This window comes from Acetobacter tropicalis (genome assembly GCF_030644465.1).
In the GTDB taxonomy this organism is placed as follows: domain Bacteria; phylum Pseudomonadota; class Alphaproteobacteria; order Acetobacterales; family Acetobacteraceae; genus Acetobacter; species Acetobacter tropicalis.
The window spans coordinates 2,011,039-2,033,449 of record NZ_JAUYUW010000001.1; the positions used below are offsets into that span (position 1 = coordinate 2,011,039).

Annotated in this window: 20 protein-coding genes, 1 tRNA gene and 1 pseudogene; 7 read left to right on the forward strand and 15 right to left on the reverse strand. The window is 53.9% G+C overall.

Translation table 11 applies throughout. From position 1 onward, the window contains the following. The first annotated feature begins 307 nt into the window (after positions 1-307). Entirely contained in the window at positions 308-1,165 is an 858-nt protein-coding gene (mazG, locus tag QWU00_RS08965) for a nucleoside triphosphate pyrophosphohydrolase (protein WP_052051100.1), read from the forward strand. Positions 1,166-1,391: 226 nt separating this feature from the next. Here the strand turns inward: mazG and QWU00_RS08970 are convergent, their stop codons facing one another. The 6 genes from QWU00_RS08970 to QWU00_RS08995 form a co-directional block, all read right to left on the reverse strand. After that, the gene (locus QWU00_RS08970) at positions 1,392-2,645 is read right to left on the reverse strand and encodes a hypothetical protein (RefSeq protein ID WP_035377033.1); all 1,254 of its coding nucleotides are present in this window, start codon (positions 2,643-2,645) and stop codon (positions 1,392-1,394) included. Between the two features lie 169 nt (positions 2,646-2,814). Then, positions 2,815-4,050, reverse strand: coding sequence for an MFS transporter (locus tag QWU00_RS08975; protein ID WP_035377031.1), 1,236 nt, complete (start codon positions 4,048-4,050; stop codon positions 2,815-2,817). 28 nt (positions 4,051-4,078) lie between these two features. Further along, positions 4,079-4,477, reverse strand: coding sequence for a GlcG/HbpS family heme-binding protein (locus QWU00_RS08980; RefSeq protein WP_035377029.1), 399 nt, complete (start codon positions 4,475-4,477; stop codon positions 4,079-4,081). Positions 4,478-4,567: 90 nt separating this feature from the next. Next, positions 4,568-5,302, reverse strand: coding sequence for an IclR family transcriptional regulator (locus tag QWU00_RS08985; protein WP_035377027.1), 735 nt, complete (start codon positions 5,300-5,302; stop codon positions 4,568-4,570). Positions 5,303-5,412: 110 nt separating this feature from the next. Next, the gene (htpG, locus tag QWU00_RS08990; RefSeq protein WP_035377025.1) at positions 5,413-7,290 is read right to left on the reverse strand and encodes a molecular chaperone HtpG; all 1,878 of its coding nucleotides are present in this window, start codon (positions 7,288-7,290) and stop codon (positions 5,413-5,415) included. A 169-nt stretch (positions 7,291-7,459) separates the two neighbouring features. Further along, positions 7,460-7,834, reverse strand: a complete 375-nt coding sequence (locus QWU00_RS08995; RefSeq protein ID WP_052051094.1) for a putative hemolysin — start codon at positions 7,832-7,834, stop codon at positions 7,460-7,462. Positions 7,835-7,978: 144 nt separating this feature from the next. On the opposite strand from QWU00_RS08995, the gene QWU00_RS09000 reads away from it, so the two are divergent. Further along, complete coding sequence (locus tag QWU00_RS09000) at positions 7,979-8,887, forward strand: glycosyltransferase family 2 protein (RefSeq protein ID WP_052051093.1); 909 nt, start codon at positions 7,979-7,981, stop codon at positions 8,885-8,887. A gap of 13 nt (positions 8,888-8,900) precedes the next feature. On the opposite strand, the gene QWU00_RS09005 is transcribed toward QWU00_RS09000, so the two are convergent. After that, entirely contained in the window at positions 8,901-9,824 is a 924-nt protein-coding gene (locus QWU00_RS09005) for an N-formylglutamate amidohydrolase (RefSeq protein ID WP_035377023.1), read from the reverse strand. Positions 9,825-9,889: 65 nt separating this feature from the next. On the opposite strand from QWU00_RS09005, the gene QWU00_RS09010 reads away from it, so the two are divergent. Then, a tRNA-Val gene (locus QWU00_RS09010) sits at positions 9,890-9,964 on the forward strand. On the opposite strand, the gene QWU00_RS09015 is transcribed toward QWU00_RS09010, so the two are convergent. The 3 genes and pseudogenes from QWU00_RS09015 to QWU00_RS09020 form a co-directional block, all read right to left on the reverse strand. After that, the gene (locus QWU00_RS09015; RefSeq protein ID WP_081938905.1) at positions 9,943-11,133 is read right to left on the reverse strand and encodes a tyrosine-type recombinase/integrase; all 1,191 of its coding nucleotides are present in this window, start codon (positions 11,131-11,133) and stop codon (positions 9,943-9,945) included. The two genes, QWU00_RS09010 and QWU00_RS09015, sit on opposite strands and share 22 nt — an antisense overlap. A gap of 17 nt (positions 11,134-11,150) precedes the next feature. Continuing rightward, positions 11,151-11,321: pseudogene (locus tag QWU00_RS16850) on the reverse strand (helix-turn-helix domain-containing protein); the annotation flags it as partial. Positions 11,322-11,711: 390 nt separating this feature from the next. Beyond that, positions 11,712-12,137, reverse strand: coding sequence for a hypothetical protein (locus QWU00_RS09020; protein WP_035377021.1), 426 nt, complete (start codon positions 12,135-12,137; stop codon positions 11,712-11,714). Positions 12,138-12,537: 400 nt separating this feature from the next. On the opposite strand from QWU00_RS09020, the gene QWU00_RS09025 reads away from it, so the two are divergent. The 3 genes from QWU00_RS09025 (at position 12,538) to QWU00_RS09035 (ending at position 13,623) form a co-directional block, all read left to right on the forward strand. Beyond that, a complete protein-coding gene (locus tag QWU00_RS09025; RefSeq protein ID WP_035377019.1) occupies positions 12,538-12,858 on the forward strand; it encodes a helix-turn-helix domain-containing protein in 321 nt (106 codons plus the stop codon). 40 nt (positions 12,859-12,898) lie between these two features. Further along, on the forward strand, positions 12,899-13,069 hold the full coding sequence (locus tag QWU00_RS09030; RefSeq protein ID WP_156105397.1) for a hypothetical protein: 171 nt from the start codon (positions 12,899-12,901) through the stop codon (positions 13,067-13,069). Between the two features lie 224 nt (positions 13,070-13,293). Next, on the forward strand, positions 13,294-13,623 hold the full coding sequence (locus tag QWU00_RS09035) for a recombinase family protein (protein ID WP_456304783.1): 330 nt from the start codon (positions 13,294-13,296) through the stop codon (positions 13,621-13,623). Here the strand turns inward: QWU00_RS09035 and QWU00_RS09040 are convergent. After that, positions 13,573-14,759 (reverse strand): IS3 family transposase gene (locus QWU00_RS09040; RefSeq protein WP_150395534.1). Its coding sequence is split into 2 segments (ribosomal slippage): positions 13,573-14,489 and positions 14,489-14,759, totalling 1,188 coding nucleotides; the frame shifts between segments, so codons are not numbered across the junction. The two genes, QWU00_RS09035 and QWU00_RS09040, sit on opposite strands and share 51 nt — an antisense overlap. A gap of 24 nt (positions 14,760-14,783) precedes the next feature. On the opposite strand from QWU00_RS09040, the gene QWU00_RS09045 reads away from it, so the two are divergent. Continuing rightward, positions 14,784-15,287 carry a helix-turn-helix domain-containing protein gene (locus QWU00_RS09045; protein WP_081939142.1) on the forward strand — a complete coding sequence of 168 codons (504 nt, stop codon included), beginning with the start codon at positions 14,784-14,786 and terminating at the stop codon, positions 15,285-15,287. 6 nt (positions 15,288-15,293) lie between these two features. On the opposite strand, the gene QWU00_RS09050 is transcribed toward QWU00_RS09045, so the two are convergent. The 4 genes from QWU00_RS09050 to QWU00_RS09065 are packed head-to-tail and all read right to left on the reverse strand — an operon-like array spanning position 15,294 to position 22,391. Then, complete coding sequence (locus tag QWU00_RS09050) at positions 15,294-18,365, reverse strand: type I restriction endonuclease subunit R (protein WP_035382076.1); 3,072 nt, start codon at positions 18,363-18,365, stop codon at positions 15,294-15,296. Continuing rightward, positions 18,362-19,315 (reverse strand): GIY-YIG nuclease family protein, encoded by a 954-nt coding sequence (locus QWU00_RS09055; RefSeq protein ID WP_035382078.1) that lies wholly within the window; start codon positions 19,313-19,315, stop codon positions 18,362-18,364. Before QWU00_RS09055 ends, QWU00_RS09050 begins: the two co-directional genes overlap by 4 nt. Beyond that, positions 19,312-20,583: a restriction endonuclease subunit S gene (locus tag QWU00_RS09060; RefSeq protein WP_052051520.1), complete on the reverse strand. Its 1,272-nt coding sequence runs from the start codon at positions 20,581-20,583 to the stop codon at positions 19,312-19,314. The genes QWU00_RS09055 and QWU00_RS09060 overlap by 4 nt, the downstream gene beginning before the upstream one ends. Continuing rightward, positions 20,580-22,391, reverse strand: a complete 1,812-nt coding sequence (locus QWU00_RS09065; protein ID WP_035382156.1) for a type I restriction-modification system subunit M — start codon at positions 22,389-22,391, stop codon at positions 20,580-20,582. The genes QWU00_RS09060 and QWU00_RS09065 overlap by 4 nt, the downstream gene beginning before the upstream one ends. Positions 22,392-22,411 lie beyond the last annotated feature (20 nt).

A 22,411-nucleotide genomic window follows, 5' to 3' on the forward strand; every position in this document is an offset into this window, starting at 1 on the left:
CTACCGCATATACGGGGGAATGCCCTGCGGGTGAAAGGGGGCAGTTCCAAAAACACTCTCCTGCACATCTACCCTGCAAAGACTGGGTCAGGACACGGGCCTGTGGGGCTGGAAAGAGTTGGGACGCTTCCCTGTTCTTGGACTACAAGGGCTGCGGCGTTGAAACATTCAGGAGCGAAGGCAGATACATATGGTTTCACAGCATCATAAAAACTCCGCCGCAGGTTCCGGTGGCGTAAGCTCTTCAAACACGCCTGATGCAGCCGGTAACAGCGCGGCGCGAGAAATTACCCGCCTTGCCGCCCTGATGGCCCGTTTGCGTGACCCCCACGGAGGCTGCCCATGGGATCAGCAACAGACGCATGAAACCATAGCTCCGTATGCCATTGAAGAAGCCTATGAAGTGCTAGACGCCATTACCCGTAAGGATTGGCAGGCTTTCCCCGATGAATTGGGAGATCTGCTGTTGCAGGTGGTTTATCAGGCTCAACTGGCGCAGGAGGCGGGGCAGTTTGATCTGGCGACTGTTGCGCGGATGGTGACGGAAAAAATGATCCGCAGGCATCCGCATGTCACGTTTGGCCCGGATGTGCTGGGTGATGACGTAGCAGAGAAGAGCGTGGTTGAAGGGCAGGGTGATACTCACGGACAAACGGCTCTGTCAGGTAAAGAGAAAGAGACTGGCGAGGCATCCATCGCCGCTTTGCCCGGCCAGTGGGAAAAGTTGAAAGAGCAGGAGCGCCGAACCTCCGCTGCGCAGGGGAAGCGGCTTGGAGCGCTGGCAGGTGTGCCGCCGCAACTGCCTGCCTTGATCCGTGCCTCTAAAATTGCCTCCCGTGCGGCTCGCGTGGGGTTTGACTGGCCCGAGGTCGAGGGTGTGGTGGCCAAGGTTCATGAAGAAATGGACGAGTTTTCTGTAGAACTGGAGGCTGGAGACAAGGCCCGCATGCAGGACGAACTGGGAGACGTTCTGTTCTCTCTGGCAAGTCTGGCCCGCCGATTGGATATGGACCCGGAAGCATGTCTGAGGCAGGCGTGTGATAAATTTACGCGCCGGTTTGAGGGTGTAGAGGCTCGTCTGGCGGAAGATGGTCTGTCCATGCAGGATCAGACTGTGGAAACGCTTGATGCGATCTGGAATGAAGTCAAACGAACAGAGGCATAACCCGCAAGGCACCAGATTTTCCATTGGGAGAGTGGAAGAACAGCGAGCAACGCCGTGTTGATATGCGACACGGCAGACCTGTGGTCGTGTGGAAAAGGCGGAGATGCAGCAGGAACGGACTGCTTGCGGCTGCACAGACAGATACCCGGACTGAAGAGAATGGGCCCAAGTCATTGCTTCAGAAGCAGTAAAAATTCCCAGCCTGAGCCAGCATTTTTTAACTGTTTTACCGCGTCAGGGTGACCTGTGAGCTAGGGCGGACAGGCACGGTTATCTGGGTGCCGGGTGGGGCTTTATCAAACTGATGCGCAAGTTCATAAAAATTGCGGTTGGGTTCGGGCTCAAAGCGCCAGTCCTGCGGAATACCAAAACCGACCATCAGCGCGAGGAAAACCAGAGCCGTGCCTTTTGCCCAGCTCCATCGCGCGCCCAGAGCCTGAATGACAACCACGCTGACCCAGAAGACCAATGGAATAAAAAGGTAACGCATGCTCATATTGGGCGCACGCATAGCGATCCAGACCGGGGTGCCCGGTGTGGCCACGGGGTGGGAGAGGCTGGCAAGGAGCATGAGTGCGGTAAACAGGCCCGCATAACGTAGCACAGGCCAACGGCGTAAAGCATCAATGCACAGCCACGCGCCAACCAGAAACAGAAGCCACGGCAGCAACGCAATTTTCCAGGAACCCAGCGCATACCAGTAGGGCAACTGCAGGCAGCCTGCCAAAGAACCCATCATGATTTGGCCAGCCATAAGCCGTACGAAGTTTGTGGGGGTTGCACCAAGAAGCGGGGGCATGCCCCGTTGAGTCAGATAAATACTGGCGGCCTGAAGTGTGGCACCGGCTGCCAGAAGGGCGAGCCTGACCATGCTGGCTCTGGAAGGAAGCTGCCAAGCGCGCAGGGCAGCGATGGGAACCAGCAGAATACTGAAAGGGCCGCTTACGGCGCTGAGTGCCAGAAGCAAGGTGTCAAATGTCCAGGCTCCCCGTGTGCGTGGCGGTGATGACAGCACAATCAGAAACGATAGCAGGGCCAGATGCCATTGGCTGTTGGTCAGATTGCCATGGACTTCCCACGTATTGGGGAGCGCACACCACATCAGTGCCAAAAAGCAGCGGAGAGGGAGGGAGGGGCAAAGGGCCGCACAGCGTTGCGAAATGAGAAACGCAGGAGGCAGCACTTCAAAAACAAAGGCAGCCCCAGCAAACAGCGTTGGTCCCCATGTAAGGGGCAACAGGGCCGACAACAGGGCGACAAGCCGGTCATCGGTCTGAAAATAACCCGTATGGGGTAGCCATAGGCTGGAAAGCCCCAGTGAGCGCGCTTCAGGCCACCAGAACCAGCCATCTTCCCCCCAGAACTGGGCATCCAGCAGTATTTCAGGCCACCGCACAAATGTGATCAGCAGACAAAGCAGGATCGCCACAAGCATCATGGTGCGGTTTGTGACGATTATACTGTCTTGGGGGCGGCCCATTGCTTGTATCCTGATGGATGGAAGAGAAACAGATGACGCCGTTCTTAGGTGACAGATCTGAACTGTGCCAAATGTTTTTACAGGCAGCTATTCAGCTCTTATCAGAGGAAGCCTGAAAGAGGACTTTGCTCCCTATTGGCAGGAAAATGACAAGCAAGGGCTGTTGTCTTCAGGAAAGAGAGCTCCGCGTTTCTGTCTGCCCACTCTTTTTCAGAAGAACCACGGCCAGAAGATAGACCAGCAGCCCGCCGACAGAGAGGAGGGCTCCCCCTACGCCGAGTGCTCCATACCCGTAATGGTTGGCCAGAAGCACACTGCCCAGTGATGCCCCCAGTGCATTGGCGATATTGAACGCCGAGTGGTTGAGGGAGGCGGCAAGGGTCTGGGCGTCTCCTGCAAAATCCATCAGGCGTGTCTGCAACGCTGGCCCCAGACCGTTCACAAAGGTGGGCACCAGAAACACATCCAGCATCAGGCCTGCCGTGCTGTGCAAAACAACGGGAAACACCAGCATGGCCAACGCGCTGCCAGAAAGGGCCAGAATGGCGGCTATATCCAGATTGCGGTCAACCAGCCATGCCCCTGCATTGGCTCCCGTCAGCATGCCAAGCCCCCACACAATCATGAACAGCATGATTTCCCATTCCGGCACCAGCGTGACGTTCTGCAACACGCTGGTCAGATAGGTGTAGATGGCGAACATACCGCCAAACCCTACAGCTGCAGTCAGCAAGGTTAGCAGAACCTGCGTATTGCCAATGGCGCTGACTTCCCGCAGAGGCGAATTGGAGCGGTTGGGGCGATCTGCCGGAATATAGCGCCATACGCCCAGAAAGGTCATGAATCCAAACAGCCCAATAATCAGATAGGCAATACGCCAGCCAAAATGATCCGCCGCGAAGGTGGAAAAAGGTGCACCCACAAGGGTTGAAATGGCAATGCCTGAGAGCACGCGCCCAACCGCCCACCCCCGGCGTTTCCGTTCCACCATGGAGGCCGCAACCAAAGCCGAAATACCAAACAACGCCCCGTGTGGCAGACCCGTGATAAACCGCGCGATCTCCACCAATCCGGGTGAGGGCATGGCAATGCTGAGGAAATTGCCAAAGCAGAATAGCAGCAGCAGGCTGAGCAGCAGTTCCCGACGGGATAGGCGCGCCCCCAGAATGGTGATGAGTGGCGCACCAATCACAACACCCAGCGCATAGGCGGTAATGGCGTGGCCTGCATCTGCATCTGAAAGACCGAGGGAGGCTGCAAATTCCGGCAGCATGCCCATAATGGCAAATTCGCCAGTGCCGACAACAAAGGTGCCGAAGGTGAGGGTCAGCAGGGCAGCGGTTCTGCCCCGCGGGGGGATGACCAGGGGAACGCCGCCTTCAGGCAGCACGGTTTCTGTTGTCATAAACGGGTCTCAGGCTAAAAAAGGCGTGTCAGGAGGTCAGGCAGAGGGCGGCCTTGCGCGCTATGGCGATGTCATCTTCCGTGCTGGCGCCAGAGACACCAATAGCACCCATAACGGTTCCGTCTGTGGTTTTCAAAACCAGTCCACCGCCAAAGCTGGTCAGGCCACCATTGGTGTTTTCCAGCGAGTAGGCATGGCCATCCGGGTGGGCAATCTTGGCAAAATCCGCACTGTCCATCTGAAACAGAACGGCGGTGCGGGCTTTCTTGTTGCAGACATCAATAGAGCCAAGCGGAGTGCCTTCCATACGGGCAAAGGCTACGGGCCAGGCGGCTGCATCTACAATGGAGACACAAACCTGAACGCCCATCCGCTGAGCCTCTGCAAGTGCGGTCTCCAGCATGGCCGTGGCGGAGGAAAGTTTCATGGAACTAGATCTTCATTCTCTCAGAAAAAGGCGGAGGTTAGCTATGATAGTGAGAGAGGGAAGACGCAAGACCAGTAAATCTTTCTTTATTCAACATTGCTGAACGGTCTTCTTCTCTACCTCCTGCATCATCATCCATGCCAGACGGATCAATCGGGAGGGAGGCAGGTGCTCAGCCGCACCAGTCAGGCAGATACTGGCTTTTACTTCCCCTTTGTCCCGCCACGGGATGGCCACGCCATGCATGCCGTGGCGATAGGTTTCAAGATCCAGAGCGTATCCTTTGGCGCGTACGTCCTCAATCCGGGCATGAATGGTGTCATCCATTTGAAGGAAGTGGTGGTACAGAACACGTTTGCCCAAGCCGGGCACAAAGGCCAGAAAAACAAGCCCAACTGCGGAGCCTTCCAGTTTTTCCCGTTGTCTCATACCAGAAGGAGCGGGGTGGGGTTGGCCGGGCGCTGGCAGAATATCAAGATAGGTGGCTTCATCTCCGCTGGGCACGGCAAGCCAGACCGTGGCCTTGCTCTTGCGGGCAATGGAGTCCAGAGCGGGGCGCAGGCGGCAGCGCAGGATGTTGTCGTCCCCGGCAATGCGCGCCAGATTTAAAATCCGACCGCCAAGATGGTAGCGCATATCACCGGGCCGCCGTTGCACATAGCCGAGGTGCGTAAGGGTTTGCAGGATGTTATGCGCAGTAGTTTTTCCTATTCCTGCAATGGCGGCAATCTGTTGCAGGCGTGCGCCCCCGCCTTCCTGTGCAATAATTTCCAGAATGGCAGCGGAACGCTCAATGGACTGGATGAGCTTTGGCGGCGCGCCCATTGCAGCAGGTCTCCTGGCGGGGAAGGGGGTATCTGTTCTCCTTACACCATAAAAAAAGCGCCCGGGCATTACCCGGACGCTTCTTGAACGTGAGAAAAACGGTGTGAAGGTCAGGCGGGTTCAGCGTCCTTTGCGGGAGCGGAGCCTGCCAGATAATCCATCAGCCTGCGGGAGAACGCATTGACATCCTTGGGGGGTTCTCCGCTCTGAATACTGGCGACGTCCAACAGGATGTGGGCCAGATCCGTTATGGGTTCACCCGCTTTCACCTTCTCCGCCAGATTGTGAACAACCGGGTGGGCCGGGTTCAGTTCCAGCACCGGCGTTACGGCCGGAAGAGATTGGCCGCTCCGCTGCATCAGTTTTTGCAGTTGCAGATCCGGGCCGCCTTCCGGCGCAGTCAGCACCATGGCGCTGTTGACCAGCCGATCTGTGGTGCGCACGTCTGATACCGCATCGCCCAGTGCTGTTTTCAGTGCGGGCAAAAGGGTGTCCATATCGGCTTTTTCGGCGCTTGTTTCTTCAGGTGCGCCAAATTTTTCCAGATCATTCTGGCCCTGCGCCACGTTACGCAGTGCTTTGCCTTCATAGCTGGACAAACGGTCCGGCCAGAAGGAATCAACCGGGTCAGACAGCAGCAGAACTTCCACGCCACGCGCCTTGAAGCCTTCAATCTGCGGAGAAGCTGCCAATGTTTCCGCGTTATCGCCAGTCAGGTAATAAATGGCGTCCTGTTCCGGCTTCATGCGGCTGATATAGTCATCAAGAGAGGTAAGCCCCTCCACCGCGCTGGAGCGGAACCGGCTGATGCCTGCCACTTCTGTACGGTGTGCGGCATCATCCCACATGCCTTCCTTCAGCACAGGGCCAAAGTTTTCCCAGAAGGTGGCGTAGGCTTCAGCATCCTTGGCGCGGGTTTTCAGTTCACCCATCACCTTGCTGGTCACAGCCTTGCGAATGCGCGCCAGAACAGGGGTGGCCTGTAGCATTTCACGCGAGACATTCAGGGGCAGGTCTTCCGTATCCACCACACCCTGCACAAAGCGCAGCCATGGGGGCAGGATATCGGCTTCATCTGTAATGAACATCCGGCGCACATGCAGCTTTACGCGGCTCTCGCGCGTCTGCTCGGCAAATTCAAACGGGCGGCTGCCGGGAATAAACAGCAGGGCTGAAAATTCAAGCGTGCCTTCCGCGCGCCAGTGCAGCGTGTCCCACGGTGTATCAAAATTGTGGGTGATATGGCGGTAGAACTCGTTCAGTTGTTCTTCCGTTACTTCATTTTTGGGCTTGCGCCACAGGGCTGTGCCCTCATTGGCGGCTTCTTCCTTGCCGTCGCGAACAATGGAAACCGGCCATGCAATATGGTCAGACCATTTGCGGATAATGGCCTGCAAGCGCCAGCTATCCAGAAACTCGTCTGCATCGGTCTTGATGTGCAGGGTAATGTCGGTGCCCGCTTTTTCGCGCGTGGCAGGTTCAAGCGTGTAGGACCCCTTGCCGTCTGATGTCCAGCGCCAGGCTTCATCAGATCCCGCCCGGCGGGAGACCACATCGACCTTATCCGCCACCATGAATGCGGCGTAGAAGCCCACGCCAAACTGGCCAATCAGGTTGGGCCGATCTTCCGGTTTCGCGTCCTGAAGCTGTTTGCCAAATGCGCGGGTGCCAGAGCGCGCAATGGTGCCAAGGTTGGAAACAAGCTCTTCCCGGGTCATGCCGGTGCCATCATCGCTGATGGTCAGAAGGCGGGCGTCCTTATCCGGGTTGATACGGATCTTGGCGTCTTCCGGCAGGGCGCGTGCGCCGTCGGTCAGGGCTTCAAAACGTCGGCGGTCCGTGGCGTCAGCCGCGTTGGCCACCAGTTCACGCAGGAAGATTTCCCGCTCGGAATACAGGGAATGAACAACCAGATCGAGAAGCCGCCCGACTTCGGCGCTGAATTCCCGTGTTTCGCTGCCTGTTGCAGCCTTGGCTGTATCTGTCATCAGTCGTGGTCCTCGCAAATTTGCGTCGTCTGTTGCGTCACAAGCACGGCACCCTTCACCCGTAGGCCAAAGACTACCGCCTTCTGCATATGCTCAGGCGCTGTTTGCACAGCACTCTAGGGAGATGTGATGAAAGGAAAACGTTTTCAATAGGTTCCGAGCCCGAAGGTTACGAATTTTTCAGAGACTCGGCACTGCATTTTCCTGTGCGGAAGAAGGACCATTCCTCACACATGCGGCCATCGGGCATGTGGCAGATGCCATAAGCCCCTTTTGTTCCCTGTCGGATTTCAAGCGTGCCACCGGCCTTCTGGCAATGGACGGAGGCAGGGTTGGCCATGCCAATTACCGGCGTGCGGGATTTGACCTCGGGTCTGACAGCCTGTGCTGCCTGTGGGGGCGCTGAGGCGTTGGTCTGCTCGGTCGGGGTTGCCGTGGCGGGTGAGGGTGTCTGGCAGGCAGCCAAAGCGGAAAGGCATAGCCCCAGTGCGGCCCCGGTGCGAAGGCGGGAGAGGAACGAACCGGAAAACAAAGGGTGTCTCATGGAAGAACAATTCCTGAAATGGATGACTTTACTCTTCCTCTGTCGCACGCGTCAGCCGCCTGCGGAAGACGCTGGTGATGAAAGGTGGCGCAGCAAACAAAACCGAGAGAGAATGACAGAACGGTCTGAAAGGAGTTTCGTTCAGTGTGGCGTGCAGTCAAGTCAGTCCTTCAGGGCCTGGGTCAGCGGTTTTCCGGGAGAGGGCAGTCGTCCCGTTCTGCCAAGGCAGGGGAGACGCATCAGGAAGGCCGGAAGAGTCTGGCAGTCTTCACCATGGTCTATAATGAGCATCAGATGCTGCCGGTATGGGCGCGCCATTATGTCAGGCAGGCGGGGGCGGGGAATGTGTATGTGCTGGATCATGGCAGCGATCATCTTCCTGACTTGCCGGGATGCCAGATCATCACACTGCCAAGAGATGAACTGGATGAAATAGACCGCGCTGCTCAGGTGGCTTCATTTCAGAAGACCCTTCTTGAGCGCTACAAATTTGTTCTTTTTACAGACTGCGATGAACTGCTGGTGGCGCGTCCGTCTCACTATCTGTCCTTGCAGGATTATGTGGCGCACACCCCTCATAAAACCATCCGGTGCGTGGGGGTGGATGTCATGCAGCAGGAAGCCGGTTTGCCCCCTGTGCAGTGGGAGGCACCAATTCTGGCGCAGCGTCCTTATGGGGCCGTGCGGTCATGGTCTTGCAAAACGTTGCTATCTTCCGTGCCGTTGGCGTGGAATCCGGGGTTCCATACCTGTCAGCAGCCGAGCGTGCTGGATACGGATTTATGGATGTTTCATCTGAAATACGCAGATCAGACCCATATGCTGGAGCGTCTGGCGTTGACCCGGCAGTTGAAATGGAGCGCACGAGCCCTTCAAACAGGGCATGGTGGCTCACATCGGGTTTCCAATCGCAGCATGGTCCGTTTCTTGGAAGGGTTTCAGGGCAAACGGCAGGAGACCGATCTGGATAGTCTGGATCTACGCGCACTTGTTGAAACCGGAACGGAAAGTGCGCTGCATCGTATTCCGTCAGTTTTCCTCAAATCTGTTTAAAATAAAGAAGGGTTTATGTCATCGTTCGGCGGGAATGGCTTTGCAGAAGCTGTGCCGTAAGGGTGGTCAATGTGTGTTGAAGGGGTTCAAAGCCCTGGTTTTTCGTGCGTGTTGCCTCGTCCATATACAGACCGCGCCGGATTTCTATTTGCAAGGCATGCAGCCCTTCACGCGGGCGTCCATAATGGCGGGTGATGTACCCTCCTGCATACGGGTTGTTGCGTGTGGTTTTGTAGCCAAGGTTTGTAAGCGTATCTTCCGCCGTAGTCACAAAGCGGCTGTCGCAGCTTGTACCGTAGCCGTCCCCCAACACAAAATCGGGAGATCCTGCTTCAGGCGCATCCGGCATGGAGTGTAGGTCCAGTAACAGGCAAATGCCATGCCGGGCGTGGGTCAGGCGCAGAGTTTCCGCCAGAGTGGCGTGATAAGGCATCCAGTAGTCACGGATGCGTAAAGCCGCTTCCATGAACGGGATGCGAGTGTGATAGATTGGGCGGTTATCGGCCACAATACGCGGAATGGAACCCAACCCGGAAAGTCCCCGATGTGTGGCTTTGACAAAGCTGGGCACGGGTCCGTCAAACATGCGCGGATCAAGGTCCCACGCGGCCCGGTTCACATCACAAAACGCACGGGGGAAGGTGGCGGATAACAGGACAGGCCCTAACGCATGCGCGCCTGCCGCGAGTTCTTCCACATAACTGTCCTCCCCACTGCGCAGGCGATGGAGCGGCTGACGGCTATTTTGCACAAAGGCTTCCGGGTAAAAACACCCGGAATGGGGCGAGGCCAGCACCAGTGGCGTTTCCACAGCGCCCGAAACCAGCACCGGCGGCGGCGCGGCAACCCGGTCCGTTTCTGGGTGAGACGTGCCCTCACCGCCAGGAAAAACGCGATTCAGGCCACGTCGGATAAGCGTGTGGGCAATATTTTTCATTCGGGTATCATTGTGGGCTTGCGCTTTGAACGCAAGAAGGATAGAACGCGCCCACGGTTAAGGATGGGCGCATAGCTCAGCGGTAGAGCACTACCTTGACATGGTAGGGGTCACAGGTTCAATCCCTGTTGCGCCCACCATCTTTATCCGGCAGAAAACCAACGGTTTTCTGAGGCTTATGCATTGGACTGCCATCCTTTGCAGTTGAGTCTAGCACGCTATTAGCACGCAAATTGAGATTTACCATTGACCGGGCTGCCACCCGGTCAATGGCGCTTGCGACCTCTTCAATAGCCTGTCTGGCGTTGGCGAGGAAGTCCGGACGCACATGCACATAGCGGCCTGTGGTGCGAAGATTGGGCATGGCATGTCCCATGAGAGAAGCGACTTCTATCTCAGGTACGCCACGAGTGATCAGTTCGGTCGCCATAGTATGGCGAACGGTGTAGGGAACAATTTCAGGCGATAGGTCAGCCGCTTCTCTCGCAGCTCGCCATGCACCATTAATTTTCAAGATCGGCTTGCTCTTGTAAGTCACGAGATGTCCCGAAGGTACGGTCTCAATCCATGGGCGCAAGAACGCAGGCATTGGCACACGGGGTCGCCGCTTTTTTGTGCGGGGTCGGCCGGGTGGGTTAAGGTCTATTACTCCGTGCTGTAAATCACACTGTTCACGCGTAAGTTCCAGAAGAGCTTCCGGTCGTGACGCCGTACCAATTATAAGGGCCAGAAACATGCGAAGGTGCGGTGGCATATCAACATCCCATAATCGCGCCATCTCTTGAATGGTCATTATGCGTTCGCGGCCTGTACCATCAGGAGGTAATACAATGGGGATTTGACGTTCGATTTCACCATTTTTCCACGCCCAGTTTATGACAGCAGCGGCAATACCCATAATTCGGCGCGTATACCCGGCAGAATAACCTTGGCTACGCATATATTCAGAAATGCGCTGTTGTTCAGAAATGGTATAATCTGCGACGGTGTAATTTGGTTTGAGACAGTCTAAAACTAACTGCAATGCGCGATAGTTCGGTTGGGCGCTTCGTGTCTGTTTACTATGTTTCTTGAAGTAACGAAAAAAAATGGTTGCCATAGTTGCATCTGAATTATGCACATTGCGTTTAACCGAGTGTTCTGCCACATATTCTGCAAGTTTTATTTGTGCTTCATGAAAAACAGTTGTGCGAAGCGATGTTCGCTTTGTTTGTCTTGTTTTTGGTTCGTAGTAGCAAGCACACCATGCTTGTGAATTTTTACGTCGATCGAGGAAATATTCTCCAATTCGAAATTTGCCTTCGGACATATCTCATTTCTCTTTAAATAGTCAGTCAAATGGTCTTCTGTGTAGCGATATCGAGAACGAATTTTTATATAGCCGATTTTTTTATCTCTTCGTTCGCGTTTTAACGTAGCGAGAGAAATTCCAAGACGGGTTGCCGCTGTTTTTTCAGTGAAAAGCTGCCTCGAAAAGGAGCAAAGATCAATGGTCACTATACCTGTCTCCGACAGGCGGCCATTTTATGACGGGTTTACACTATTTCTGGGATGAATTTCATTCCAGAATGGTGTAGAAAGTCTGTCATAGCAGGCCGCTAGGTGCTTCTTGCGGTTCTGCGTGAGGTTGGATGCTCAAACATCCAACCTCACAAGCTAGAAGACTTTTCTGTCTCAAATTTATAAATTTCGTCAACACAAAAAATAATAAAAAATTCAAGGAATATTCTCTGTTTATTATATCAGTCATATAATAAAAATATTCATAATTATTTTTTATTTAAAAATTAAATAGGAAAATATATAGTTTTTAAAAAATACAGTATTTTATTTTAATATATTTCTTGATGAAAAAATAATACAAGTAAAAGTGTTTACTTAAGAAATTTATATTTCTCCACGTTTTTTCATTTCCTCTATTGCTCCAATCGGATTAAAACGTTTCTTCGGTTTCCATGGTTCTGAGGACGGTGCGATTATCGGACTCAGTAACTCCTCGTCGTTGCGTGAGTGTGGAGCGTTGGATTGTTGTCCATTTGATGCCAGTAACATGGTATGGGGAGCCGCGTTGGGCTTCGGATTGGATTGTGCAATACAATCAGCATTTCCATTTCCTAGAATCCTTGATTGGTTACGATACCGTGCCACGTAGCTCGTAAAAGTACGGAAAGTAATTGATATTCCAGTAGCTTTTTTAAATTTCAAAAATGCTTGCTCTCTTGTGAAACCTTCATCTCGCCACGCTTCAATTTTAGGCATCCACTTTAAAACTATTTTACTAGCTTTTTTAGGGGTTTCGAGATTGATTTCCATATTCTGTTTTTTCCAGATTTTGTCGTGATCTGATGGTCATTATGTTGTTGGTTAGTTGTTATAGTATCTGACTTTTTCTGTTTTTTCATTGTTATTCTATCGTCAATTCGTTGTTTAAGGTCGCTACGCTCCGCAGTAGGACGATTTTTGGGCTTTTGATGAGGAGTGGAAGGTTCTTTTTCCCTTAATCTGGAAGCGTGTTTTGAGCCTTAAATTGGTCATACACAATACGCAGTCCTAAAAGACTGCAAGTCATTGATAAGAAAAGAATTTTTTCGTTTGGATATTACGTTTGGTATTATTTGCGTAAGACGTTTTTCTATTTTCTGGCAGTTTTCTGCGGGGTTTGCGTATTACTTTGGTAAGACGTTTAGATTAGAAGAGGAGCTTCGCGATAATTATGACCGTAGACAAGTTACGAACCAGTTCTCCAAGACTGAAAATTTTTGATAGCGTTCGCGCTGCCTCAGATCCTCATGTTCAAGAGAATTTGCTTAATATGGCGTGGCAGGATGGTAGCTGCCGCGCTTTTGTTCATGCGTTAGAAGTGATCGCGAAAGCGCGAAGTAGGGATTGTGCTTCAAATGATGATGTACAATCTACCGAGGAGCTTCTCAGTGTTCTATCAAATAAGAAAGATTTGAAACTGACTGATCTCTTGAGAATTTTGGCCGTAATGAATGTGCAAGTGACATTTAAGCTATCAAGTTTATCAAACTGATAATTAAGTGAAATTAACGGACTATTACGAGGAGCAGTACATGCGGGTGTCCACGAGTCGGATTGATCCGGAAAGTTTATGTCAGACTACTGAAGAACAAGATCTTTTTATCGCTGATGCCAATAAGACAGGGCAGACTGAGGTAATTGCTAATGCGCAGGCAATAGTTGAGCGGGCGAAGAAAAAAGCTTCTTCTTGTTTTTCTGGTTAGCTACAAAATGATAATGATCAGACCTGAAGAATGGGGAGGAGTAACTTGTTTTGTGTTTGATTATCGTCTTCGGGATATGAAAGCCTCAGGATTCAGATAAAACATTCTGCGCATTATGCGCAGAAGGGCTCTTTTGAGTTGGCTAAAGTGAACCTAGCTCATTAGCATTGTCTTTTTAATAAAGAGCCATCGTCAATCTGCGAAGCTCTTTTGAGTATACCCTAATGAGCCATGCCCATATTGACCAACAGCGAGCCGAAGCAAGTCACCCTAAAATCGCCCGGGTGTATCTCCGCGTGAGTACTGATCAGCAAGATTTACGAAGGCAGGAGCGGATTGTTGAAGATGCCCGTGCAGCGGGATGTTACATCGCTGCCGTCTACAGAGAAAAAGCATCTGGCGCACGTTCTGACCGACCGGAATTAATGCGTATGATCTCCGACAGAGGTGGTCCCGTCCGTTCGGACAGTTTTGCGGGCTTGATAAGCTATACCCGGTTGTTGTTATGCCGCCCTTCTGACGGCGTTGCTGTTGGCCATCTGGTCCGGGGTTAACCCCGGACCAGATGGCGTCGGCACGTTATGATACGCCTCATCGGGCGTTCGTCCAGCCAGCGCCGTATGCGGACGCCTTTCGTTATAATGGGCGATCCATCTGCCAAGCCCGGCCCTCAGCTCTGATCCGGTCTCGAACGCGTGCAGGTAGACGCATTCATATTTCAGCGACCGCCACAGACGCTCGATGAACACGTTGTCCAGCCATCGCCCACGCCCGTCCATACTGATGCGGATCTGACGCTCTTCCAGTATCCCGGTGAAACGGGGTGTCGTAAATTGCGACCCCTGGTCAGTATTGAAAATGTCCGGGGCGCCATAGCGCATGAGGGCATCCTGTAGCGCCTCGATACAGAACTCCACGTCCATCGTGTTCGACAGACGCCAGGACAGGACCTTGCGCGTGAACCAGTCCATGATCGCCACGAGATAGAGAAATCCCCGTTTCATGGGAATATATGTGATATCGGAACACCAGACCTGGTCAGGCCGATTGATGACCAGATCCCGTAGCAGATATGGATATTTCCGATGCTCCGGATGGGGCACGGTCGTGCGCGGCTTCTGGTAGATCGCCCGCAGGCCCATGATCGCCATGAGCCGCCGGACCCGCTTGCGGCCCACTTCATGTCCCAGGCGGCGCAGATGCCATGTCATCTGCCGTGAGCCATAATACGGCGTTTCCAGGAACTGGGCGTCGATCAGCCGCATCAGCTCCAGATTGGCTTCGCTCTGTGGCACAGGCCGATAGTAGACGCCCGACCGGTTGAGTTGCAGTAGCGTGCATTGCCGGATTATCGGCAGGCATGCTCTCTTCGGGTCAATCATCTGCCGCCTCTGATCACGCCCAACCGAGCAGAGGCATCCCGCAAAAAATCCCGTTCCACCAGCAACTGGCCGATCTTGGCGTGCAGTTTCTCTACATCAGCAGGGCTGACTGAAGGTTCCGTTACTGACTTACCAGAAAAAAGGCTTGCCATGCCTTCGATCGCCTGGCGCTTCCATTGGGCGATCATCGTCTGATGCACGCCATGTTTCGAAGCCAGTTCCGCCAGCGTCAGTTCCCCACGGATCGCCTCCAGCGCAACCCGTGACTTAAACTCTGCCGCATACCGTTTCCGCGTAACCTTGCCCATAAAACCCGTCCTCGTTCAGGCCAGATGATAGCTTATCGCCCTGTCCGAAAAATGGGGACCACCTCTGACCTTCAGCCAGGAGAGCTGGTTATTGCTGAAAAGATGGACCGAATCAGCCGCCTGCCATTGGGGGAGGCAGATAGACTGGTCCAGACAATCCGGCAGCGTGGAGCAAGACTTGCAATTCCCGGACTGGTGGATCTGTCCGAGGTCCTTGCAGAAGCTGAAGGCGTAACTCGTGTGGTCCTGGAAGCCATGCAAGAAATGCTTTTGCGGCTCTCTCTGCAAATGGCGCGAGAAGACTACGAAGACAGACGAGAGCGCCAGAAACAAGGTATTGAGCAGGCAAAAACCTTAGGAAGATACAGAGGACGAAAGCCAAATCGCAAAGTTCACGAACGGATAGTGGCACTCCGACAAGGTGGCACAAGTATTTTAGAAACAGCCCGCTTGGTAGGTTGTAGCCCAAGTCATGTCAAAAAAGTTTGGCTACACTATACGAGTACAATGGTCGCCGATGGTGCTTAAAGTCTCCTATCCCTGAAATCCCTCCCAAAGGCCGCCTTGCTTCACGATGGCGGCAATAACAGCACGCAACAGCGAGTTATCGTTCAGCAACTGTTTGCCCATTTTTTCATGAGCTTCCATAAGCTCAATGGTCGCGTTCAGCCCTTCTTCCTGAAGGTCAGGTGAGTTAGCGAACTGATCCTTTGTGTTAGCCTTTGCCTGCTCGCGTAGTTTTTCTGATTCTGCCAGCTTGGTTTCCAGCCCAGTGACAAACGCCACCTTGTCACCATCCGTCAGATCCCCTTCGAATAGGTCATTGATTGCCTCAATGATGCGGGAAAGCTGCACCTTCACTTTGTCCTGCGGTTGCCCCGAACCAGCTTCCTTTATCGGCTCCAGCCCATCACCGGCTTCGTTCTTCAGTCCAAGCTTCTGCTTGCCAAGGTCTTTCATACGGTGATGCGTCAGACGTAAAGTCGTCGTGTCAATGGTCTCACGCTCACGGTCGAACTTCAGTAACGGCCACAGCATCTTTGCAAACAGGTACAGCTTTTCATAATCCGGATTGCCGTAGTTCAGCATCTGGCTAAAAAACTCATACATCCGCACGTAAGATGCCAGATCACTCCGGAACTGAACCAGTTCGTCAATGCGCTCCTTTGCTTCCTTCCGCTCCTGTGAGCTTTCGGGTTCGTCCTGAATGATTTTCCGCGCCTCACGATAGCGGCCCAGCACACGGGAACTGACCGGCACAATGGCCGCATCAAGCTGCTGCTGTGACGCTTTCGGATTTGTGAGGATATGAGCCACCCGATCCACTTCAGGCTGATCATACAACCCGGCATCATCCAGCTTGTGGCGCAGGTTCACCACGCAGTTCGGGTCACTGAGGTCCGCCAGCTCGGCCTTCGTGTAATATTGCTGGAACGCCTTGAGGATGTCTTCGGGATCGTTCTCGAAGTCGACAACGAAGGTCATGTCCTTGCCCGGATAGCAGCGATTCAGGCGTGAAAGCGTCTGGACAGCCTGAATCCCGCCGAGTTTACGATCCACATACATGCCGCATAGCAAAGGCTGATCGAAACCCGTCTGGAACTTGTTCGCCACGATCAGAATCCGCCATGGATCTTCGGCAAAGACTTCCCTCAGGTCGCGCCCTTTGAGGGCCGGGTTGATATTGCTTTCCGTAAAGGGTTCCGGACCACTTTCCGGGTCATCCACTTCGCCCGAGAATGCTGCGAGAAGCCCAAATGGATAATGTTTTTCCTTCACATAGCGATCCATAGCCAGTTTCCAACGCACGGCCTCCTTGCGGCTGGCAGTCACGACCATGGCGCGGGCCTTACCGCCAAGGAGAGGCTGCACATTCTGACGGAAATGCTCCACTACGATCTGCACCCGGGCGGTGATGTTGGTGGGATGCAGGCGCACCCACTTCATCAGTGCTTTCTTTGCCTCCGAAGCCTCGACTTCCGTGTCATCCAGAATCTGTCCGTTCTGGCTTAGGCGAAACGCCTGTTTCCAGGACACATAATTCTGCAACACATCGAGGATGAAGCCTTCTTCGATAGCCTGCCGCATGGAATAGACATGGAACGCCTCAGGCTTATTGTGCTTGCCCTTGGGCTGATCCGGATGCGGCAGGCGCCCGAACAGTTCCAGCGTTTTGGCCTTTGGTGTAGCCGTGAACGCAATGAAGGAAATGCCAGCGTCTGCTGCCGTCCTCTGCGCCATTTCCGCCGCCAGCAGGTCTTCCGTGCTGATCTCCCCACCGTCCGCAAGCTCCGCCAGTTCACCGGCGGAAAGAGCAGCCTTGAGTTTACTGGCCGAAGTGCCGGTCTGGGAGGAATGAGCCTCATCAGCAATCACGACGAAATGCTTGCCCTCGGCTGCAGCAAGCTTACGGATTTCTTCCAGAGCGAATGGAAAGGTCTGAATCGTGCAGATGATGATTTTCTTGCCGGTATGCAAGGCCGCCGCAAGTTCTTGGCTTTTGCTGCCCCCGTTGCCAGAGATCGACGCCACGACCCCACGCGTGCGCTCGAAGCTCTCAATGGTTTCCGAAAGCTGCCGATCCAGCACGGTACGGTCTGACACCACGATGACCGTATCGAACAGCTTGTGATTATGACTGTCATGCAGGTCGGACAGAAAATGTGCCGTCCATGCGATGGAGTTTGTCTTGCCTGACCCGGCAGAGTGCTGGATTAGGTAACGCTGCCCCGGCCCTTCCTCCAGAATAGTGGAAACCAGCAGCCGTGTGGCGGCAAGCTGATGATAGCGCGGAAAGATCCAGCCCGCGATTTTCCCCTTTTTCTTCACCGGAATGACGTAGCGGCCCAGAATATCCAACCATGAGTCAGGCTGCCAGACTTCCTGCCACAGATACGCCGTAGTGCCGGGATTGCCCGCACCGCCAGCGTTCCCTTGGTTGAACGGCAGGAAGCGGCTGTGCGCGCCATCCAGATGTGTGCACATCATCACATCGCTGTTGCTGACAGCAAAATGCACGACCGCGCCACCAGGTACCGAAAGCAGAGGCTCCGCAGGCTTTCCCGGCGGTTTTGGCAGGCGGTCGGTGCAATACTGCTCCACCGCATCCTGAACTGACTGAGTGTAGTTTGATTTCAGTTCGGCGGTCGCAACCGGAACGCCATTCAGAAACAGCACCAGATCCAGCTCATTGCCGTTACTGGACGAATAACGCACCTGTCGTACAACGCGCAGGCAATTGGCGTCATAACGATACTGCAAATGCGGGTTCATCGTTAGAGCCGGACGGAACTGACAGATTTTCAGTGTTTTTGTCAGTCCGATAATGTCCAGCCCGTCCCGCAGAACAACCAGCGCGCCCCGTGTGTTCAGCGCATCCCGCACCCGCTGGCACAACACAGCCCCCGCTGAGCTGCCGTGCGTTTTTTCCAGCGTTTCCCACGCCTCGGGCTCGCATTCGCGTACCCATGCCAGCAGGTCTTCAGGGAACAACGCCAGCCCCACGTCATATCGGGCCGCCGAGCCTTCCTCGTAAAGCCAGCCGGAGCGCCCAAGGTAATCGCAGATTTCGGATTCTAGATGGTGCTCCTTGTGAAGATCGGTCATTCGCTAGCATCTTTTTCTGTTACGGCATCAAGTTGACGGGCCTGCCAGTCCCGGAATGAGATGTCTGGGTTGCTCTCCAGCTTCCATGCGGCAGGGCCACTCACGGAATGGCCGAAAACAACTGCGGCTGCTGCGCTTGGGCTTCGGAACGCATAGTCTTTGGTGAACACACGATGCGTTCCTACCATTTGCAGGATGCCGGACCGCACCAACTCGTCATGCAACGGTTGGTACGATGCACTCTGACCGCCCTCTCCGTACCACTCGCTCCGGGCTTGCGACCCGGCCTCGACAATAAATTCGCCGCCCTGAAAAATTGCCTTCGCCGTCAGATCAATGCGGGGCTTGTTCAGCACGAAACGAACGCTCTCCGTTGCGGCCTGATCCGCTTCCGCCGCTTCAAAAGCAGGAACAGGGCGCGACGAGCCCGCCGGACGGCTACGCTGAATGAACATATCTACCCGAATAGCAGGCAAAACCACCATCAGACTGGCAAGAAACGCTTCCATTTTGGCGATATCCGCTTCCGTCAGACCCGGCAGCTTTGGAGAATTGCCGTTGTGTAGCGGTGTATGCCCGATCTCCCGCGCCATAGCGATAAGCCGCGCTTCCAGATACTTTACATGCGCCTTGTTTAGCCGGTTAGCACTGGCCGATACCAGAACGGCTGTTTCCCACCAGTCCTTATCACTCGCCGCCGCATGCTGCTTGAGCCTGACACCAAGATCTTCGGCCTCCCCAATATAGGCGAAGTCTTCTCCTTCTTTCTCACCCAGCAGCAGGTAAACCCCAGCGTAACCAGCTTCCTCCCGTTTGAGCGCCTCCGTCAGGCGTGTGCGAGGCGTGACGAACACATGCCCCGTCCAGTTGAAGAGTTCAGCGGTGATCATCCCGTCCGGATGACCGTCGATATAGAAAAGCTCCAGAGAGCGGCCTTTGGTGTCGATCATGCTGCAACGGCCTTGCTCTGGGCGCGAACGTCGATCTTGCCGGTGACGGCGGCGGAGATGAGGGCAGCTCGGCGTTCTTTGAGGAGAACAATTGATTTTTGCGAAGCGTCCGTCAGAATTCGAACACTTGAGAGTTCGCCCTCTAAAGAATCGACAATTGCAAGTTGCGTTTCATAAGGTGGTAGGAGCAGCGGCAATGCACCTACATCGCCCACTCTCAAATGACCAACTGTACTTCCTTTTGACCTCTCAATAATTCTCTCTCGTGCAAGACCTCCATAAATAGAATATAGTAAGAATTTATTCGAAAGTATTTGGGGTAAAGGTCGAATAAACATCATTCTTTGCCCCAAACAAAATTCAATATTTTCAGGAGCAAGACAAGCCTCACCAGCGGGGGCTTCGCGTGTAAATAGCACGTCACCAAATTGAGGAACGCCTTTTTCGGTCCATTCAACGAAGTTGGTTTCATCTGTAAAATATCCTGAATCAGGGATAAAAACGCCGTCCTTGATACAAGAAGTTCTTACAACAAAAAATTTTCCGGCTGGATGATTTTCTGGCGTACGATTTTTACAATCGACTATTCTACAACCACAATCCTTAATCCGCTTCATTTCCCACCCTTCCGGCACCATCCCGATCCACGGGATGCCAGAGTCCTTCATGGAGGCGTTGGGATTCAGGCCTTTTGTGACGGCGTGGGAGATGACGGCCTGCCGCTTTTCCGCAAGGAGGGCAATCAGCCGTTCCTGTTCGGCAATCAGGGCGTCAATCTTCCCGCACTCGCGGTCCAGAAAGCTGGCTATTGCCTGCTGTTCGGGAAATGGGGGAAAGGTGACTAATTGGCTATATAGTGTTTCACGTGACAAACCCGGCACGCCGATATCTTGACTTAATGATGCTAAATTCAAAACGTGCAGCAACCAATAAACCCATCGCATATTTATCGAAGATGATAATTCAACAAAAAATACGGTATCGATTGCGAAAGCAGGAATTTGAGACCAGTTCAATGCACCGCACGAACCTTTTCTTCCGATCATTATTGTTGGAGATGGTGTATTAGAAATATTGTGAAAACCGACCACCCCATTAGAACCATAGACTGGGACAGAGCCATCCTCAGCGCGGTCTTCATTTTTTAAGCTGTCGCCATAAACAACTGAGATAATCCGTTTGAGTTGGATCATATTCCACCCAACCGGAATCTCCCCAATCCACTCGACCCCACTGTCCTTATAAGCCGCATACTTTGGGAAACTCATGCCGAAAGCTCCCCGAGCATCGCCATGATTTTCGCGGTCACCTCTTTCAGGTCGGCATCAATCTCCGCAAGCGGGCGCGGGGGCTCGAACACATAGAAATACCGGTTAAATGGAATTTCATAGCCGATCTTTGTCTTGTCCTCATCAATCCACGCATCCGGGGCATGGGGAAGGACTTCGCGTTTGAAGTAGGCGTGAATGTCATCATTCAGCGGCACATTTTCCGTATCGCGCAGGCTGCTGTCGGGCACAGGTTTGCCCTTCGCCTTGCCACGCTGACCGAGGACGATCTTGCCGTCCTCGTCGCGCTGCGGACGCTCCACGGTGATGGTCTGATAACCGAAATCCTCGTTATTGAAGATGCGACTGAGCGGCGCGAGCCGGACCTTGCCGCCTTCGGGCGCTTCCGGTGGCGCTTCACCCTGCATCACGACCGCGCGTGTCTGCGTGCCGTCTGTGGCAGTGATGGTGGCAAGCTGCGCCTCCTGCGCGTTCCGGAACAGGCGCGTGACAAGGGTGATGTCGTCCTCCCCCATTTCCTTGCGTTTGGAGCCGAGGCTTTTCCGCATTTTCTGCCAGAAGGAGGAGGCATCGATCAGTTGCACTTTCCCCTTGCGGTTTTTCGGCTTGCGGTTTGTCAGTACCCAGACATAGGTGGCAATGCCGGTATTGAAGAACATATCGGTCGGCAGCGCGATGATGGCTTCAACCAGATCTTCTTCCAGAACGAAGCGCCGGATTTCGGACTCGCCAGACCCGGCAGCACCCGTGAACAGGGGCGAGCCGTTCAGGACGATGCCAAAGCGTGCACCGCCGTCCTTCGTCGGGCGCATCTTGTGGACAAGATGGAGCAGAAACAGCATGGAGCCGTCCGAGATACGCGGCAGGCCGGGGCCGAAGCGTCCGTCATAACCCAGCTTTTCATGCTCGGCGCGCACGGTTTTCTCGACCTTCTTCCACTCCACGCCGAAGGGCGGATTGGAGAGCATGTAGTCGAATTTGTGGTCCGCCAGTTCATCATCGGAGAGCGTATTGCCAAGGCGGATGTTGCTGACATCCTGATTACGGATCAGCATGTCAGCCTTACAGATGGCATAGGATTCCGGGTTCAGCTCCTGCCCGAACATGGTCAGACGGGCGTCCGGATTGTGGTCGAGCAGGAACTCTTCCGCGACGGAGAGCATACCGCCGGTGCCAGCGGTGGGGTCATAAATGGTGCGGACGGCGGCATTGCCAGGAGTCAGCAGGCTGTCATCCTCGGCAAAGATGAGGTTCACCATCAGTTTGATGACTTCGCGCGGGGTGAAGTGCTCACCAGCGGTCTCATTGGAGGCTTCCGAAAATTTGCGGATCAGTTCCTCGAACACCTGCCCCATCTGGTGGTTATCAACGGCTTTATTACTGAGATCGAAGCTGATGAATTTTTCGAGTACCAGATAGAGGAGATTGGCTTTAGCCAGCCGGTCTGTTTGTTCGGCAAAGCGGAAGTGGCCGAAGATGTCGCGGGCGGCAGGAGAGAAAGCGTTGATATAGACCGAGAGGTTCTCTGTCAGGTTGCCTGGATCGTCCAGCACGCCTTTCAGCGTGAAGTCAGATGTGTTCACGAACCGCAAACCTGCAGCTTTCTCCATGAAAGGCATTGGGTCAATCCCTTTGCTCTCCCACTTTTCCTTTTCCTTCAGTACCTTGTCACGGGTCGGAGCCAGAACGGCATCAAGGCGGCGCAGAACGGTAAAGGGCAGGATGATCCGGCCGTATTCGGCTGGCTTGAAATCGCCTCGCAGGAGATCGGCGACCTGCCAGATCATGGAGGACAGGGAGGCAGTGC

What these genes read in the sequence shown, in the direction of transcription:
- QWU00_RS09030 (WP_156105397.1), top strand. Translation starts at nt 12,899, where the DNA reads ATGCGGGTGTCCACGAGTCGGATTGATCCGGAAAGTTTATGTCAGACT.
- htpG (WP_035377025.1), bottom strand. Translation starts at nt 7,290, where the DNA reads ATGACAGATACAGCCAAGGCTGCAACAGGCAGCGAAACACGGGAATTC.
- QWU00_RS09015 (WP_081938905.1), bottom strand. Translation starts at nt 11,133, where the DNA reads ATGTCCGAAGGCAAATTTCGAATTGGAGAATATTTCCTCGATCGACGT.
- QWU00_RS09055 (WP_035382078.1), bottom strand. Translation starts at nt 19,315, where the DNA reads ATGATCGACACCAAAGGCCGCTCTCTGGAGCTTTTCTATATCGACGGT.
- QWU00_RS09045 (WP_081939142.1), top strand. Translation starts at nt 14,784, where the DNA reads ATGATAGCTTATCGCCCTGTCCGAAAAATGGGGACCACCTCTGACCTT.
- QWU00_RS08975 (WP_035377031.1), bottom strand. Translation starts at nt 4,050, where the DNA reads ATGACAACAGAAACCGTGCTGCCTGAAGGCGGCGTTCCCCTGGTCATC.
- QWU00_RS08970 (WP_035377033.1), bottom strand. Translation starts at nt 2,645, where the DNA reads ATGGGCCGCCCCCAAGACAGTATAATCGTCACAAACCGCACCATGATG.
- QWU00_RS09065 (WP_035382156.1), bottom strand. Translation starts at nt 22,391, where the DNA reads ATGATCTGGCAGGTCGCCGATCTCCTGCGAGGCGATTTCAAGCCAGCC.
- QWU00_RS09035 (WP_456304783.1), top strand. Translation starts at nt 13,294, where the DNA reads ATGAGCCATGCCCATATTGACCAACAGCGAGCCGAAGCAAGTCACCCT.
- QWU00_RS08985 (WP_035377027.1), bottom strand. Translation starts at nt 5,302, where the DNA reads ATGGGCGCGCCGCCAAAGCTCATCCAGTCCATTGAGCGTTCCGCTGCC.
- QWU00_RS08995 (WP_052051094.1), bottom strand. Translation starts at nt 7,834, where the DNA reads ATGAGACACCCTTTGTTTTCCGGTTCGTTCCTCTCCCGCCTTCGCACC.
- QWU00_RS08980 (WP_035377029.1), bottom strand. Translation starts at nt 4,477, where the DNA reads ATGAAACTTTCCTCCGCCACGGCCATGCTGGAGACCGCACTTGCAGAG.
- mazG (WP_052051100.1), top strand. Translation starts at nt 308, where the DNA reads ATGGCCCGTTTGCGTGACCCCCACGGAGGCTGCCCATGGGATCAGCAA.
- QWU00_RS09060 (WP_052051520.1), bottom strand. Translation starts at nt 20,583, where the DNA reads ATGAGTTTCCCAAAGTATGCGGCTTATAAGGACAGTGGGGTCGAGTGG.
- QWU00_RS09020 (WP_035377021.1), bottom strand. Translation starts at nt 12,137, where the DNA reads ATGGAAATCAATCTCGAAACCCCTAAAAAAGCTAGTAAAATAGTTTTA.
- QWU00_RS09050 (WP_035382076.1), bottom strand. Translation starts at nt 18,365, where the DNA reads ATGACCGATCTTCACAAGGAGCACCATCTAGAATCCGAAATCTGCGAT.
- QWU00_RS09025 (WP_035377019.1), top strand. Translation starts at nt 12,538, where the DNA reads ATGACCGTAGACAAGTTACGAACCAGTTCTCCAAGACTGAAAATTTTT.
- QWU00_RS09005 (WP_035377023.1), bottom strand. Translation starts at nt 9,824, where the DNA reads ATGAAAAATATTGCCCACACGCTTATCCGACGTGGCCTGAATCGCGTT.